Origin of the sequence: Diaphorobacter sp. ED-3 (assembly GCF_027625375.1) — a bacterium.
GTDB lineage: Bacteria > Pseudomonadota > Gammaproteobacteria > Burkholderiales > Burkholderiaceae_C > Diaphorobacter > Diaphorobacter nitroreducens.
Genome location: NZ_CP115182.1, coordinates 501605 through 517842, shown reverse-complemented (window position 1 = coordinate 517842; position 16238 = coordinate 501605). Strand labels below are relative to the sequence as shown.

The window sequence follows — 16238 nt, the reverse complement described above, 5'->3', positions numbered from 1 at the left end:
CTGGGTTCGTTGTCTTGAATGTGCCAGGATCGGGAGGGTAGGGGGAAGCGGGATCAACGGAAAACAGTCAGCTCATAGCCTCCCCATCAACTCCGGCATAGCGGTGAACAGGTCAGCCTCCAGTCCGTAGTCGGCTACGCTAAAGATCGGCGCCTCAGGGTCCTTGTTGATCGCTACGATAACCTTGGAGTCTTTCATGCCCGCCAGGTGCTGGATCGCCCCGGAGATGCCCGCCGCGATGTACAGCTGCGGCGCCACGATCTTGCCCGTCTGCCCCACTTGCAGGACGTTCGGCGCGTAGCCCGCGTCCACCGCCGCTCGGCTCGCGCCGATGGCCGCGTTGAGCTTGTCCGCCAGCGGCGTGATCACTTCCTGGAACTTCTCGCTGCTGCCCAGCGCCCGACCGCCGCTGACGATGATCTTGGCCGCCGTCAGCTCGGGACGGTCGCTCTTGCTCACCTCACGCCCCACGAACGCGCTCTTGCCGCTGTCGACCACGGCGTCCTTGGTCTCCACGGCGGCGCTGCCGCCCGTGGCCGCTGCGGCATCGAAGCCCGTGGTGCGCACGGTGATGACTTTCTTGGCATCGCTGCTCTGCACGGTGGCGATGGCGTTGCCCGCGTAGATCGGGCGCTCGAAGGTGTCGGGGCTCACGACCTTGGTGATGTCGCTGATCTGCGCCACGTCCAGCTTGGCCGCCACGCGCGGGGCCACGTTCTTGCCGCCGGCGGTGGCCGGGAACAGGATGTGGCTGTACTCGCCCGCCAGGCTCAGCACCTGCGCGGCGACGTTCTCGGCCAGGCCATCGGCCAGGCTCGCGCCGTCGGCATGGATGACCTTGGCCACGCCCGCGATCTGGGCGGCGGCCTTGGCGGCTTCACCGGCGTTCTGGCCGGCCACCAGGATGTGGACGTCCCCGCCCGCGGCAGCCGCGGCGGTGACGGTGTTCAGGGTCGCCGGCTTGATGCTGGCGTTGTCGTGTTCGGCGATGACGAGTGCGGTCATGGTCGTTCTTCCTTCGTTGCGGCCTCAGATGACCTTGGCTTCGTTCTTGAGCTTGTCCACCAGCGCGGCCACGTCAGCCACCTTCACCCCGGCGCCGCGCTTGGCCGGCTCCACCACCTTCAGGGTCTTCAGGCGCGGGGCCACGTCGACACCCAGTTCCTCGGGCTTGACGGTGTCCAGCGGCTTCTTCTTGGCCTTCATGATGTTGGGCAGCGTGACGTAGCGCGGCTCATTGAGGCGCAGGTCCGTGGTGATCACGGCCGGCAGGCTCAGGGCAAGGGTCTCCAGGCCGCCGTCCACTTCGCGCGTGACGTTGACCTTGTCACCCGCCACTTCGACCTTGCTGGCGAAGGTGGCCTGCGGCAGCTCGGCCAGCGCGGCGAGCATCTGGCCGGTCTGGTTGGCGTCGTCGTCGATGGCCTGCTTGCCCAGGATCACCAGGCCGGGCTGTTCCTTGTCCACCAGGGCCTTGAGCAGCTTGGCCACGGCCAGGGGCTGCAGCTCTTCGCTGGTTTCGACCAGGATGCCGCGGTCGGCGCCGATGGCCATGGCCGTGCGCAGCGTCTCCTGGCACTTGGCGTCGCCCGCGGACACGGCGATCACTTCCGTGACCACGCCCTTTTCCTTCAGCCGAACCGCCTCTTCCACCGCGATCTCGTCAAAGGGGTTCATGCTCATCTTGACGTTCGCAATGTCCACGCCCGTCCCGTCCGACTTCACTCGGACCTTCACGTTGTAGTCAACCACCCGCTTCACGGGGACCAAGATCTTCATTCGCTTTTCATCTCCAAGAAAATGCGCGACGCGCGCTGCAGCAAAGCCACTGCTGAGTGGTGCAAATTGAGGGTCGACATGGCTTACATCACCAGCATGGCCCTGAAGTCGTTCACATTGGTGTGTGTCGGCCCCGTGACCAGCAGGTCGCCGAGCGCGTCGAACCAGCCGTAGGCGTCATTGCGGTCGAGAAAGTCGGCGAGCCTGCGGCCGTGCGCCTGCGCGCGCGCCAAGGTGTCGGGGGTGACGAAGGCGCCGGCGTTATCCTCCACGCCGTCGATGCCGTCCGTGTCGGCCGCCAGGGCCCACACGCCGGCCTGGCCCATCAGCACGCCGGCCAGGCCCATACAGAACTCGCCGGCGCGCCCGCCGCGTCCCTTGGGCGTGCCAGGCGGGCGCTGGCGTACGGTCACCGTCGTCTCGCCACCGGAGAGGATCACGCAGGGCCGCGCGAAGGGCTGGCCGCGCAGGGCCACGGCGCGCGCCAGGGCGCCGTGCACTTTGCCGACCTCGCGCGATTCTCCCTCGATCTCGTCGCTGAGGATGTGCGCCTCGATGCCGGCGGCGCGCGCCGCCTCGGCCGCCGCCTCCAGCGACTGCTGCGGCGTGGCGATCAGGTGCGTGGCATGGCCGGCGAAGACGGCATCGCCCGGCTTGGGCGTTTCCAGTTCGCCGCTTTCGAGCCGCGCGCGCACCGCGGCGGGCACCTCGATGCCGTAGCGGTCGAGGATGGCCAGCGCGTCGGCACAGGTGGTGGCGTCGGGCACCGTCGGCCCACTGGCGATGACGGCCGGGTCGTCGCCCGGCACGTCGCTGATGGTGAGCGTGACCACCTGCGCCGGCCGGCAGGCTGCCGCCAGCCGGCCGCCCTTGATGCGCGAGAGGTGCTTGCGCACGCAGTTCATCTCGCCGATGTGGGCGCCGGATTCGAGCAGTTGTCGGTTTATGCGCTGCTTGTCGGCCAGCGTCAGGCCCTCGGCCGGCAGGGTGAGCAGCGAGGAGCCGCCGCCCGAGATGAGGCACAGCACCAGGTCGTCGGGCGTGAGGCCGGCGGTCAGCGCCAGCATGCGCTCAGCCGCCTTCAGGCCGGCCTCGTCGGGCACGGGGTGGGCCGCCTCGACGATCTCGATGCGCTGCGCAAGACCCTCGGGCCGCGGCGGGATGTGGTGGTAACGGGTGACGACCAGGCCGGAGAGTGGCGCATCCTTCGGCCACAGCGCCTCCAGCGCATGCGCCATCGAGCCGGCGGCCTTGCCGGCGCCTAATACCAGCGTGCGGCCACTGGGCGGCGGTGGCAGAAAGGCGCCCATGCGTGCCGTCGGCAGGGCATGACGCACCGCCGTGCGGTACAGGTGCTCCAGGAAGCCGCGGGGCTCGAGATCACAGGAAGTTCGACTGTTCATGATGGCCTCGTCAACCGGTATTGCGCAGGCCGGCCGCTACGCCGTTGATCGAGATGTGGATCCCGCGCTGCACCTGATCCCCCTGATCGCTGTTCCTGAATCGCCTGAGGAGCTCCATTTGGAGCAAGTTCAGCGGATCGATGTAGGGGAAGCGGTACTGCATGGACAACTGGAGCTCCGGGTTGTCTTGGATCCTTCGATGCGCGCCCGTGATCAGCGTGAGCGTGTCGGAGGTCAGGCGCCACTCCGCTTCGATCATTGAGAACACTGTTTCCCGCAGGGCCGGTTCGCCAACCAATCCGGCATAGCGTCGCGCCAACTGCAGGTCGCTCTTGGCCAGCACCATGTCCATGTTCGACAGCAGCGTGCGGAAGAAGGGCCACTGCGCGTACATGCGCTGCAGCAACGCCTCGCGCTCCGCGCGGCCCTTGGCATCGGGCGCACCCTCGATGAAGCCCGCCACCGCGCTGCCAAAGCCATACCAGCCGTTGATGGCCAGCCGGCACTGGCCCCAGCTGAAGCTCCAAGGCACGGCGCGCAGGTCCTCGATGTTGTGCTTGGGGTTGCGCGAGGCCGGGCGCGAGCCGATGTTCAGCTCAGCGATCTCGCGGATCGGTGTGGCGCTGAAGAAGTAGTCAACGAAGCCCGGCGTCTCGTACACCAGCGCGCGGTACGCGGCCATGCTGGCGCGCGAGATCGTCTCGGCCGCATCCATGAAAGCGGCCGGCGCCGCCTTGTTCGGCGTCAGGAAGGTGGCCTCCAACGTGGCGGCCACTAGCGTTTCCAGGTTGCGTCGGCCGATCTCGCGGTTGGCGTACTTCGAGCCGATCACCTCGCCCTGTTCCGTCAGGCGCAACTGCCCGCGCACCGTGCCCGGCGGCTGCGCCAGGATGGCTTGGTAGCTGGGGCCGCCGCCGCGGCCCACGGTGCCGCCGCGTCCGTGGAACATGCGCAGGCGGATCGGCTGCGCTTCGCCCTCGTTCAGCTCGTCGAACAGCTTCACCAGCGCGTTGCCGGCGCGGTACAGCTCCCAGTTGCTGGTGAAGATGCCGCCGTCCTTGTTGCTGTCGCTGTAGCCGAGCATCACGTCTTGCTCGGCGCCGGAGCGCGTCACCATCGCGTGCACGCCCGGCAGGCCGAAGAAGGCGCGCACGATGGGCGCGGCGTTGCGCAGGTCCTCGATGGTCTCGAACAGGGGCACGACGATCAGGTCGCACACGGCGTCCTCGTTCAGCGTTCCGCGCATCAGCCCCACTTCCTTCTGCAGCAGCAGCGCCTCCAGCAGGTCGCTCACCGTCTCGGTGTGGCTGACGATGTAGTGGCGGATGGCGGCGCGGCCGTAGCGCGCATGCACCGTGCGGGCCTGCGCGAAGATGGCCAGCTCGCTCACGGTGAGCGGCGCGTAGGCCGCGTCGGGCACGCGCAGCGGGCGGGCGTCGTCCAGCAGGCGCAGCAGCAGGGTCTGCTTGGCGTCTTCGGCCAGCGCGGCGTAGTTGGGCTCGATGCGCGCCACCTTCAGCAGGTCGGCCACCACCGCCTCATGCTTGTCGGAGCTTTGCCGCAGGTCCACCGTGGCGAGGTGGAAGCCGAATACCTCCACCGCGCGGATCAGTGGCTTCAGGCGCGGCTCGGCCAGGGCAGCTCCATGCTTCTCGCGCAACGATTCCTCGACGGTGCGCAAATCCGTTAGGAGGCTTTCCGCATCGGAATACGGATGCTGGGGGGCCACGGCGGCACGCACAGCCGTGGCGCCGGTCAACGCGTGAAGCGTGGCCGCCAGACGGGCGTAGACGCCGATCAGCGCGCGCCGATAAGGTTCGTCGCGGCGGTGCTCGCTCGGGTCCGGCGAGGCCTCGGCCAGCGCCTGCATTTCGGGCGTCACCTCCACCAGCGCGGCCGACAGCGACAGCTCGCCGCCCAGGTCGTGGATCTCGGAGAGGTAATGGCGCAGCGCCAACTCGCACTGGCGGCGCAGGGCATGGTCCAGCGTCTCGGCGGTCACGTTGGGGTTGCCGTCGCGGTCGCCGCCGATCCACTGCCCCATGCGGAAAAAGGGCGCGATGTCCTCGCGACCCAGCGCCGTCTCCAGCTCGGCGTACACGTGCGGGATCATGCGCAGGAAGGTCGCCTCGTAGTAAGACAGCGCGTTTTCGATCTCGTCGGCCACCGTCAGCCTGGTGAAGCGCACCAGCCGCGTCTGCCACAGCTGCGTGATCCTCACGCGGATCTGCGCCTCGTTCTCGGCCAGCTCGCGCGGCGCGAGAGCATCCATGGCTTCAGCGCATGGCTGCTGGCGCTGGCGGATGTCGTCGCGTGCTGCCAGCAACTGCGCGATACCGCGCTCGGCGTCGAGGATGCTCTTGCGCTGCACCTCGGTCGGATGCGCGGTGAGCACCGGCGACAGGTAGCTGTGTGCCAGCGTCTGCACCACCTGCGCGTCGCTGATGCCGGCCTGGCGGATGCGCGCCAGCGCCACCTTCAGGCCACCCTCGATGGCCTCGCCCGCGCGCTCGGCCGCGGTGCGGCGGCGGATCTGGTGGCGGTCCTCGGCCAGGTTGACCAGGTGGCTGAAGTAGGTGAAGGCGCGGATCACGCGCACCGTCTCGGCGGCCGTGAGGTCCTCGAGCAGTTGCTTGAGCGCGCGGTCTGCTGATGGGTTCTCGTCGCGGCGGAAGGCGACCGAGAGGGTGCGGATCTTCTCCACCAGTTCGAAGGTTTCAGTGCCTTCCTGCTCGCGGATCACGTCGCCGAGGATGCGGCCGAGGAGACGGATGTCCTCGATCAGTGGCTGGTGGTTGTGGCTCAATCCCCGCTCCTGCGCGTCACCGCATAGACCTGCGGATTGAGGAGATTGGCGGCAGGCGCACCGCTGAAATGCGAATGGATGCCGTCGAGCGCCAACATGCCCATGGCGGTGCGCACTTCGTGCGTTGCGCTGCCGATATGCGGCAGCAGCGTTGCATTAGTGAGGTCCAGCCACCGTGCGTCGATGTTCGGTTCCCCGCGATACACATCCGTGCCGACGGCTCCCACGCGACCTTCCTGCACCGCTGCAAACAACGCAGCCTCGTCAACCAGATCGCCCCGTGCGACATTCACGACGATCGCCCCGGGAGGCATCAATGCCAGACGCTGCGCATTGATGCTGTCCTTGAGCTGCGGTGTTGAGGGAGCGCAGATGCAGAACACGTCACTCGCGCTCAACAAGCTCTCAAGGCTCTCATGGAACTGCGCTCCGCGCTCCTTGTCTTCCGCCAGCCGCGTGCGATTGTGGTAGTGCACACGCATGCCGAATGCAGTTGCGCGCAGCGCGATCGCCTGCCCGATGCGCCCCATGCCGAAGATGCCGAGTTGCAGTCCACCCAGAGATCGGCCCAGAAACAGCGTCGGCGCCCATCGTCCCCACCCACCGCGTCGCAGTGCGGCTTCCGCCGATGTCGTTCCACGGGCCGCAGCGAGCACTAGGAACAGCGCAAGATCCGCGACGGCATCCGTGAGGACGTCGGGCGTATTGAAGACGGGCAGCCGCCGCGCCGTGGCTGCGGCCAGATCGATGTGATCGTATCCAACGGAGTGGGTTCCAAGGACCTCGACGCTGGCAGGCAAGCGGCCGATGCGTTCTGCATCCAGCTTGTCGTCGGGCATGATCAGAACCGCCTCGAAGCCGCTGGCCACGTCCAGCAGTCGGTCTCCGATGGGATCGGCTTCACGCCAGAACTGCGCGTCGAACTCCGCATTCGCACGCTCGACGACCGCATCCGTCGGAACGCCCGTCACCAGCAACCTTCGGCGCCGATTCGCGCCGTCTTCAGTTTTCGAAGTCATTCATGGTCCTCATAGGTTTCGACTGCCCACCAAGGCAATCCAAAGGGGGCACAGCGCAAGAAACACCACGGTCGACACGAGCACGGCTCCGGCCGCCACGTCCCCCTCGGAGCTGAACCGCTGCACGTAGATGGCGCTCACCACAGCCACTGGCATGACCAGTTGCAATGCGACCACGGCCGCCGTCAACGGCGGCAGTCCGAGCAGATAGACAACCGCCGCGCCGCCGAGCAGACCTGCCAGCAGGCGTATCGCGCCGAGCACTGCCCCACGGCCCAGGCCGCTGCGGGATACCGTTGCCAGCGCATAGCCGAGACTGAGCAGCATCAGTGGCACGGCGAGTGATCCGATCAGGCGAGCTGACTCCAGCACCGGGGTCGGCACGGACATCGCACTGGCGCGCGCAGCCAGTGCGAGTACGCAGGCGATCGCGACGCCCTTGGGCCAACGCTGCCCGTGGGCTCCACCTCGGCTGGTGAACCAGACGCCCAACGTGTGCTGAACGACCGAGTTGACGGCAAAGAACGTGATCGCCACGGCCATACCGACCTCGCCGAACACCAGATAAGCCACGGGCAGGCCGAGGTTGCCGGCATTCGGAAAGGTCGCGGCGGCCGTCAATGTGCGAACCGGCAGCTTGAACGCCGCAAGGGCACAACTGCTGGCTGCGGCAGCCACCGCCAGCCCGACCAGAGCAGCAGCCCCCACCTCCAGCAGGCGCGCATCGTCGAGCTTCGTGGTCACCAGGGTGTGGAACACCAGCGCCGGCGTGCTGACCACCGTGGCCAGGTGCGCTACGAACTCCCCGGGGTAGGACTTTCCCGAGCGCGCCCAGAACGCCCCGATGCTGGCGCAGCAGGCGACGGGCAGCAGCAGCGAAGCGATGTGGGCATAGGCCGCCAGCCAGCCCTGCCCCGTCATACCGCGTATGGCGACAGCAACGCGCCCAGGCCAGGCATCCCCCCTGTCCCCGGGTGTTCAGCCAGGAGCATGTCGGCCGCCCGCTCGGCGATCATCAAGACCGTCGCATTGGTGTTGGTGGAGGTCACCGCCGGCATGACCGAACCGTCGATAATGCGCAAACCAGCAACGCCGTGGACACGCAGCCGCTCGTCGACCACGCAACCGGCTGCTGCATCCGGGCCCATGCGGCAGGTGCCGACACCGTGGTACACCGTGGAACCGTTGACCCTCGCATACTGCAACAAGGCCTCGTCGTCCCCAGCCTGTCCGCCAGGCAGGGTTTCTTCCACCACATACCGCGCCAGGGCGGGTTGCTGCGCCAGGGCGCGTCCGATACGCAGGCCCGCCACCACCGTCTCGCGGTCCAGGGGGTGGCTGAGGTACTTGGGGTCGATCAGGGGTGATTCGTCATTCTTTGACGATCTGATGTGCACGCTGCCCCGGCTCTCCGGCCGCATCTGCCAGACGCCAAGCGAAAGACCAGGCAGGTCCTCGAGTTCCCCGATCCGCCCCTCCTTGAAGCTGCCTGGCGCGATCACGAACTGGACGTCGGGTCGCTCCACCAGGCCCGTTGAGGCAAAAGCGCCCACAACGGCCGCACTGTAGGTCAGGATGCCACTGCCGGACACGACGTACTTGGCGACCTCGCTCGCCAAAGCCGTTCCGTGCGCGCGCTCGTTCGCGGTCGCGATGCCCTGGATACGAAAGCACAGGCGCGTGACGTAATGGTCCTGGAAATTGGCTCCGACTCCGCGCAACGCAACCTGGGTCGGCACGCCTGCGTTGTCGAGGACGTCGGGATCACCGATGCCGCTCATCTCCAGCAACCTCGGCGTGCCGATCACGCCCGCGCTCAGGATGAGCTCCTTGCGCGCCTTCAGCACCACGATGGCTCCGTCAGCACGCATGCACTGCATGCCGACCGCCCGACGTTGAGGACCTTCACCTTCCATGAGAACCCGATGAGCCCGCAGTTCGGTGTGAATCGTCAGATTCCTTCTGGACGCGACCGGCCAGAGATAGCCTCGTGCGGCACTCGACCTCACGCGGCCATCGCGGGTCTGCTGGTAGTACCAGATCGACGGGCCGCGCGGGTCCGCGTTGGGGTCATCGAGGAACTCAAGGCCCAGCTCGCGGCCTGCCTCGACGACAGGCGCGCAGACGGCAGGCGGCGCAAGCACTCGCGTCACCTTGATTGGACCGTCGGCGCCTCGGCGGGGGTCGGTCCCGTCCTGCCAGGTCTCACAGCGCTTGTAGTAGGGCAGGCAGTTCAGGTAGTTCCACCCTGTCGCACCCATCGACTCCCAGGTGTCGATGTCCGCCGCAAACGGCCGGACATAGAGCAGGCCATTGATCGAACTCGAGCCGCCCAGCCCCTTGCCGCGCGGAAAGAGGATGGGCCGGTCGGCCGTATCCGGATGCGGCGCGGTCCGGTAGCTCCAGGTCACGCCAGGATGATCGAGCAGCCGCATGAAGCCGGCCGGGATGTGGATCATCGGATGCCGGTCCCGACCACCCGCTTCCACCAAGGCCACCTGTTGCGAGCCATCGGCCGACAGGCGATTGGCCAGCACGCAGCCCGCCGTGCCCGCGCCGACGATCACGTAGTCGGCCGTCACTTCCTCATAGGGGAGGTCCACCATGTCAGCGCCCCTTTGCCTCGTCATGCACGGCGGCATCGTCCAGGCGCGAACCCCTCACCACGCCCTGGCTCGTCAGCCCATCGATCTCCTCCTGCGAGAAGCCGAACTGCCGAAGCACCTCCGCACTGTGCTGTCCGAGCACGGGAGGTGGGTGGCGAACCTGCGTGGGTGATCCATGGAAGTTGATGGGATTGGCCAGATTTGTCAGAGGCCCGGCGACCGGATGGTCGAGGTGGAGCACCGCCCCGATATGCTTGATCTGCGGATCTGCGGTCAAGGCCGTGTGGTAGTCCTGCACGGCTGCGCTGGGAACGTCAGCCTGCGACAGAACCTGAACCCAGTGCGACGCCGGCTGCGTCGCGAAGATCTCTTCCAGGATCGCGTCGAGCTGCTCGCGGTTCTCGGTGCGGCGCGTGTTGTCGATGAAGCGCGCATCGGTCAGCAGGTCCGCCCGGTCCAGCACCTGGCACAGGTTGCGCCAGAATTTCTCGGTGAAGCACGCGGCGAAGAAGTACTTGCCGTCCGATCCCTGATAGTTTCGGTAGGGCACCATGGTCGGGTGCCCGCTGCCCAGGCGGGACGGCGCCTTGCCACTGCGGATAGCCTCCCCGTCCCGGGGGATTGTGCTGAACAGCGAGGCTCCCAGCAGCGACGTGTCCAGGCGCTGCCCCGTCCCCGTGCGCTCGCGATGCAGCAGCGCGGCCGTAATGCCCAGTGCCATCATGGCGGCTGCGCCAAAGTCAGGCAGCGGTGCGCCCAGGCGCACCGGCAGCCCCTCGGGCTCTCCCGTCATGTCCATCAGGCCGGCCACCGCCTGCACGATCGGGTCGTTGGCCGGCCATGCGGCGTAGGGCCCCGTCTGCCCGAACGCCGACGCGCTCGCGTAGATGATGCGCGGATTGATCGCGCGCACGGCCTCGTAGCCGATGCCCAGGCGATCGACCGTGCCGGGCCGGAAGTTCTCGACGATGACGTCGGCGGTCTGGGCCATGCGCAGGAAGACGTCGCGGCCTTGCGGCGACTTCAGGTCCAGGCGCAGGCTGCGCTTGTTGCGGTTCTGGGACATGAACTGCACGCTCTCGCCATGAACGAACTGGTTGCCCAGGTCGCGGGCGAGGTCGCCGCGCGCGGGTTCCTCGACCTTGATCACGTCAGCGCCCATGTCGCCCAGCAGCATGGTGCCGACCGGACCGGCTGTCATGACGCTCAGGTCCAGGATGGTGTAGCCGCTCAATGGCAGCCGATTGCCGGTTTCCTTGCTCATACTCGTTGTCTCCGTTCTTCGGACTTACTGTGCTGCCGGGTAAGCCAGGGGCGTGAACCGGCTCGCGCCGCTCTCGGTCCGGGTCTGCACAAAGGCAAACCCGAAGGCCGCGTCGTCGCGCTCGGGAAAATCGGTACGCAGGTGACCGCTGCGGGTTTCCCGGCGCGCGAGGCATGCCTCCAGGATGATCGAGGCGGTGGTCGCCATGTTCTGAAGCGTCAGCACACGCGGCAGGGTGGACGGTTCTGCGCCGCCCCCCTGAGCCAGCTGCGTTTCGATGTCGCGGGCCTGGACCAGCGCCTCGGAAAGACCGGTCTCGTTCTTCTCGACGAGAGCATGGCGCTGCATGACCTCCTGCAGGTGCCTGGCACTGCCCTCGACGTCGATGTCGCGATTGGCGGCCAGCGCGGTCGCCAGACGCTGCACGACCGCATCGCCTTCGGGAGACGCAGACGCCCGGCTGCCCAGCGCTTCACGGCCCGCAGCATCGCCGGCACGGTGGCCGAACACCTGGCCTTCGGCCAGCGAATTGCCGCCAGGCCGGTCGGGCCCGCGAACGCCACCAGCGAGTTCCCCGATCACATGAACACCGGGGATTGTCGAGCGCGCATCGGCATCGACCATGCGCACGCCTCCATTGAGGCACTGGAAGGCGATCCCGACCTCCATGAGGTCGCGCTGCGGGTCCACGCCATTGGCCTTCATCCATCGCATCGTGTTCGGGATGGTGGCCTGCAGGCGGTCGGCGGCCACGTGCGCCAGCGAGAAGTTCACGGCGCCGCGCCCGGTGCCGCGGCCGGCAGCGATCTCCGAAGCGATGGCGATGTCCAGGTAGCGCGAGACATTGCTCACGGTGAAGGGGAAGACTTTCTCGTCCATCACCTCCTCCTCGCTGACCCCGGCCGGCAGGTAATCCTTCAGGAAGGCATGTCCCAACGCGTTCGTCATCTTCGGGTGAAGCACGAAGCACGACTTCGAGAACAACTGGACGTAGGGATGGACCAGGGCCGGGCCGAACTGGTGGAACTCCATGTTCACCAACTCGGCGCCTGCGCGGTACATCACGGCCTGGCCGTCGCCGGTCATCTCCGCCGTGGAGACCTGTTGCGAGAAGAGGCCATGGGCGCCCCCCGTCCCGAGGACCACGGCCTTGGCCCGCACCACGATCCATTCGTTCGATTGCGCGTCGTAAGCCAGCACACCGGCCGCGCGGCCGGACGCATCGAGCAACAGATCGACCAGGGCCGCCGGCGCCCGCACCCGCACGCCTTGGGCGATCGCTTGCTCGTTCAGCGCGCTGACGAAAGCCTTGCCGGTCTTGCCGGACACACCCAGCGCCCGCGCGTAGCTGCCGAAGTCGCTGCGGATCAGCTTGTAGTCCGACGCGTAGCTGCCTGGAACGCTCTCGGCCGGAACCCGGTCGAAGGCAACGCCCAGTTCGATCAGATCGGCGATCCGCTTGGGTGCGTCCTCTGCCAGGACCCGCACGAGGTCGCGGTCGATGAAGCCGCTGGCGGCCGCCATCGTGTCGTGGTAGTGCACCTGCGGGCTGTCGGCGGTATCGCCGTAGCCCGAGGCCCCCATGCTCATGATCTCGCTGGCGCCATGGACGGTGCTGCCGCCCGTGCCCAACGGGGCCTTGGCCAGCACCAGCACGTCGGCGCCGGTCAGCCGGGCAGACAACGCAGCGCGCGACGCTGCGCCGCCGCCGCCCACTACGACGACATCCGCACTGTCCTGCGCGACCTTCAGCCCCAGCGACTTCAACTGTTCTGCAATGCTCTTCGCCATGTGTGTCATCCCTTGAGGCTGCGCGCGACGATGTTGCGCTGGATCTGGTTGGTTCCACCGAAGATCTGGAAGAGCTTCGATTCGCGGTAGTGCCGCTGCATCGGATATTCCATGGCGTAGCCGTTGGCCCCCATGATCTGCAGGCCCTCGGTGGCCACGCGCACATAGACGTCGGACGCGAAGTACTTCGCCTGCGACGATTCGGCATCGCAGGGCTGGCCATCCGCGAGCAGCCGCGCGGCGCGATAGGCCATCATCCTTGCCGCATCGACCTGCGTCTGCATGTCGACGATCATGTGCGAGACGGCCTGGAAGTCGAACACGGGCTGGCCGAACTGCTTTCGGTCCAGCGCATACCAGCGCGCCAGATCCACCGCTGCCTGCGCGGCGCCGGCGCACATGGCCGAGAGCGCGACACGCTCCTTGGCCAGCACGGCGGTCAGCCGCTTCCACCCCATGTGCAGTTCGCCCACCAGCAGGCGCCTGGGCACCCGAACGCCCACGTAGTTCACCTCGCAGGTCCGGATCGCGCTGCCGCCCAGGAGGTCGATCGGCCGGATCTCCAGGCCCGGTGTGTCGGTGGGCACCAGCAGCAGGCTGATGCCCTCGTGCTTCTTGGCGTCCTTGTCCGTGCGCACTGCGGTCAGGATGTACTTGGCCTGCAGGGCACCGGTGATCCACATCTTGGTCCCGTCGATCACGAAGTCATCGCCGTCGATCGCCGCGCGCGTGGTCAAGGAGGCGGCATCCGAACCCGAGCCGTTCTCGCTGAGCGCAAACGCCAGCCATCCCTCCCCCTGGGCCAACGCCGGCAGGACCTCCGACTTGATCTCTTCGGAAGCGAAGCGCGCCAGCGCCCCGCCGACCATGTTGATGTTGGCATTCCAGAAACGGCTCAAGGCCACGCTGTAGTATGCGGCGACCTCCAGGAAGGCGGTCATGTCCATGTAGTCGCCGATGCCGCCGTACGCTTCGGGCAGCGTGAGCGCAAACCAGCCCTGCTCCACGCCCACGTCGATCAGTTCTTGGGGAAAGCGCTTGTCCTCATCGCATTTGCCGATGTATTCGGGGCTGGCGTGCTTGACCAGCACGCGGTTGACGCTGCGGCGGAACTCGAACTGCTCGTCGCTCAGGTAAGGACGAAGGTCTGGCCGATCGAGCATGGCCAGCGTGTATGCAGGATTCATGGTTGTCTCTCTTTGTTTTTTCAGTGGTGTCCGTCAGGCGGACGCGCGCATCGGGGATGCCAGTTCGATGCTGCGAAGCCGGGTCGACCGGCTGCGCGCACCGGCCATGAGGAAGGCCAAGTCGGAGCCGCTCAGGATCAACCGCGCGCCCTTTTGGATGTACTCCTCCATCAGGACCTCGTCATAGACGCCACCGACCCCGCAGGCCTTTCCGTGGCGCGTGCAGGCGGCAAACACCGTGTCCAGCGCGGCCTTGACGCTGGGGTGGCCCAGTTGGCCAGGCACGCCCAGTTCCGCCGCCAAGTCGGTGCATCCGACCAGCAGTGCATCGATGCCCGGCACGGCGGCGATCTCGTCCACGTTGTCGCGGCCCTCGACCGTCTCGATCATCGCCACCAGCAGGGTTTCGCTGTTGATCAGCGAAACCGTCTCCGGCACCGGCAGCGACATGAAACGGGTCTGCGGCAGGCCGCCCGGGATCGAGCGGTGACCCAGCGGGGTGAACCGGCAGAAGGACACCACAGCACGCGCCTGCTCGGCGGTGCTGACGTGAGGCACCACGATGCCTTGGGCGCCCGTGTCGAGCAGGCGGGTGCTGTGGAACGCGTCATGGGCGGGCACGCGGATCATGGGGGTGATGCCGACGCCGAGCGCCGCCTGGCAGATCTGCGCCGCCGTGTCGATGCTCATGGAGTTGTGCTCCATGTCGATGAACAGCCAGTCGAAATCGCAGCTCTTGGCGATCTGCGAGATGTCGACCGTGCGGGCCTGGCGCAGGCCCATGCCGAGGGCTAGCTCGCCGTCCAAGAGGCGTTGCTTGGCGTAATTGGGAATGACTTTCATAGGGTCTCCTGGTGCTCTTTAGTGTGGTGGGCCATCGCTAGCCGCGTCATTCGGCATCGGCCGGCATCGCGACATTGATGAACTTGGTGTCGAGGTAGTCCCGGATGGCGTACGGGCCGCCCTCGCGGCCATAGCCACTGTCCTTGGCTCCGCCGAAGGGGGTTTCGGCGGTGGACGCGACGAAGGTGTTGATCCCGATGACCCCAGCCTCGAGGCGGTCGGCGGTCGCATGGGCCTTGGCCAGCGAGCGGGTGAAGACGTAGGCGGCGAGCGCAAAGGGCAGGCGGTTGGCCTCGGTCACCACCTCGTCGAGAGTCGAGAAAGGCGCCAGCGTGCCCAGCGGCCCGAACGGCTCGTCATTGAGCACCGAGGCGTCCGGCCGCAACTGCGTGAGCCACGTTGGCTCGTAGAAGTAGCCGCGGTCCGAGCCTGCGGGCCGCCGCCCTCCCGTCACCACCCGCGCCCCGCCGGCAACAGCCTGTTCCACCATCTCCTCGATGGCGGCGCGGCGGCGCGCGGTGGTGAGCGGCCCCAGGTCCGTGGCATCGGCCAGCGGCGAGCCGACGTTCAATGCCCGCGTTGCTGCCGCTAGCTTCTCCTCGACCTGCGCCGCCACGGACTCGTGGACGTAGAACCGTGTCGGCGCCGCGCACACTTGGCCCGCGTTGCGGAACTTGCCTGCCGCGGCTAGGCGAGCAAAGGCGTCGATGTCGGCATCGGCGTGCACGATCACCGGCGCATGGCCGCCCAACTCCATGCTGACGCGCTTGAGCGTGGTGGCCGACTGCTGCACGATCTGCCGGCCGATGGGCACCGAGCCGGTGAAGCTGACCTTGGCGACCCGGGGATCGTCCATGATCGTGGGGGTGACCTCGGCCGGGCGGCCGACGACCAGATTGATGGCCCCCGCCGGGAAGCCCGCATCCTCGAAACACTTGACGAGGGCCATGGTCGCGCCGGCAGCCTCGCTGGACGGACGGATCACCAGGGCATTGCCGGCCGCAAGGGCCGGCGCCATCTTGCGGGCCAGGAGCAGCAAAGGAAAGTTCCAGGGCACGAAGGCCGCGACCACGCCCAGGGGCTCCATATGCACCAGGTACCGGTCTCCCTTCACACGGCTTTCGTAGCTCAGGCCGAACACACGCCGCGCCTCGTCGGCGAACCAGTCTACGGATTCGGCGGAGGCCTTGGCCTCGCCAACCGCCTGCCGAACCGGCTTGCCAGTTTCCAGCGCCACCAGCCGCCCGAGTGCCTCGGCCCGCTCATCGATCAGTGAGGCGGCCCGGCGCAGCAAGGCGGAGCGGTTCCACGCCGTCAGGGCACGCATGCTGCCCCGCGCCGTGTAGGCGGCGGCGATGGCCTCGGCCACTTGTGCCGCATCCGCTTGAGCCACCTCACCCAACGGCTCCTCGGTGGCTGGATTGAGCATGACGCATGCATCCGCAGCGCCGCGGCGCCATGACCCGCCGATGAACTGCCCGTGGGAGGCGTAGAGGTCCTGAAGTTCCATGATGTGATCCGCCGAGCGATGAAGATCGTC

The 16238-nt window shown here is 67.3% G+C and carries 12 protein-coding genes; all 12 read right to left on the bottom strand.

The features are described 5' to 3' along the window. Positions 1-72: 72 nt before the first annotated feature. The gene (locus tag PCQ86_RS02540) at positions 73-1005 is read right to left on the bottom strand and encodes an electron transfer flavoprotein subunit alpha/FixB family protein (RefSeq protein WP_270174792.1); all 933 of its coding nucleotides are present in this window, start codon (positions 1003-1005) and stop codon (positions 73-75) included. 24 nt (positions 1006-1029) lie between these two features. Next, positions 1030-1779, bottom strand: coding sequence for an electron transfer flavoprotein subunit beta/FixA family protein (locus PCQ86_RS02535; RefSeq protein WP_270174791.1), 750 nt, complete (start codon positions 1777-1779; stop codon positions 1030-1032). A gap of 83 nt (positions 1780-1862) precedes the next feature. After that, positions 1863-3182, bottom strand: a complete 1320-nt coding sequence (locus PCQ86_RS02530; protein ID WP_270174790.1) for a glycerate kinase type-2 family protein — start codon at positions 3180-3182, stop codon at positions 1863-1865. Between the two features lie 10 nt (positions 3183-3192). Continuing rightward, positions 3193-5988 (bottom strand): phosphoenolpyruvate carboxylase, encoded by a 2796-nt coding sequence (gene ppc / locus PCQ86_RS02525; protein ID WP_270174789.1) that lies wholly within the window; start codon positions 5986-5988, stop codon positions 3193-3195. After that, a complete protein-coding gene (locus PCQ86_RS02520) occupies positions 5985-7007 on the bottom strand; it encodes a 2-hydroxyacid dehydrogenase (RefSeq protein ID WP_270174788.1) in 1023 nt (340 codons plus the stop codon). Before PCQ86_RS02520 ends, ppc begins: the two co-directional genes overlap by 4 nt. A gap of 9 nt (positions 7008-7016) precedes the next feature. Beyond that, the gene (locus PCQ86_RS02515) at positions 7017-7928 is read right to left on the bottom strand and encodes an AEC family transporter (RefSeq protein ID WP_270174787.1); all 912 of its coding nucleotides are present in this window, start codon (positions 7926-7928) and stop codon (positions 7017-7019) included. After that, positions 7925-9613, bottom strand: a complete 1689-nt coding sequence (locus PCQ86_RS02510; protein WP_270174786.1) for a GMC family oxidoreductase — start codon at positions 9611-9613, stop codon at positions 7925-7927. Before PCQ86_RS02510 ends, PCQ86_RS02515 begins: the two co-directional genes overlap by 4 nt. A 1-nt stretch (position 9614) precedes the next feature. Beyond that, entirely contained in the window at positions 9615-10877 is a 1263-nt protein-coding gene (locus PCQ86_RS02505; RefSeq protein ID WP_270174785.1) for a CaiB/BaiF CoA transferase family protein, read from the bottom strand. Positions 10878-10901: 24 nt separating this feature from the next. Further along, positions 10902-12668, bottom strand: a complete 1767-nt coding sequence (locus PCQ86_RS02500; protein WP_270174784.1) for an FAD-binding protein — start codon at positions 12666-12668, stop codon at positions 10902-10904. A 5-nt stretch (positions 12669-12673) separates the two neighbouring features. Then, complete coding sequence (locus PCQ86_RS02495) at positions 12674-13855, bottom strand: acyl-CoA dehydrogenase family protein (protein ID WP_270174783.1); 1182 nt, start codon at positions 13853-13855, stop codon at positions 12674-12676. Positions 13856-13888: 33 nt separating this feature from the next. Beyond that, the gene (locus PCQ86_RS02490) at positions 13889-14698 is read right to left on the bottom strand and encodes an HpcH/HpaI aldolase family protein (RefSeq protein WP_270174782.1); all 810 of its coding nucleotides are present in this window, start codon (positions 14696-14698) and stop codon (positions 13889-13891) included. Positions 14699-14744: 46 nt separating this feature from the next. Beyond that, entirely contained in the window at positions 14745-16208 is a 1464-nt protein-coding gene (locus PCQ86_RS02485) for an NAD-dependent succinate-semialdehyde dehydrogenase (RefSeq protein WP_270174781.1), read from the bottom strand. Positions 16209-16238: the final 30 nt, after the last annotated feature.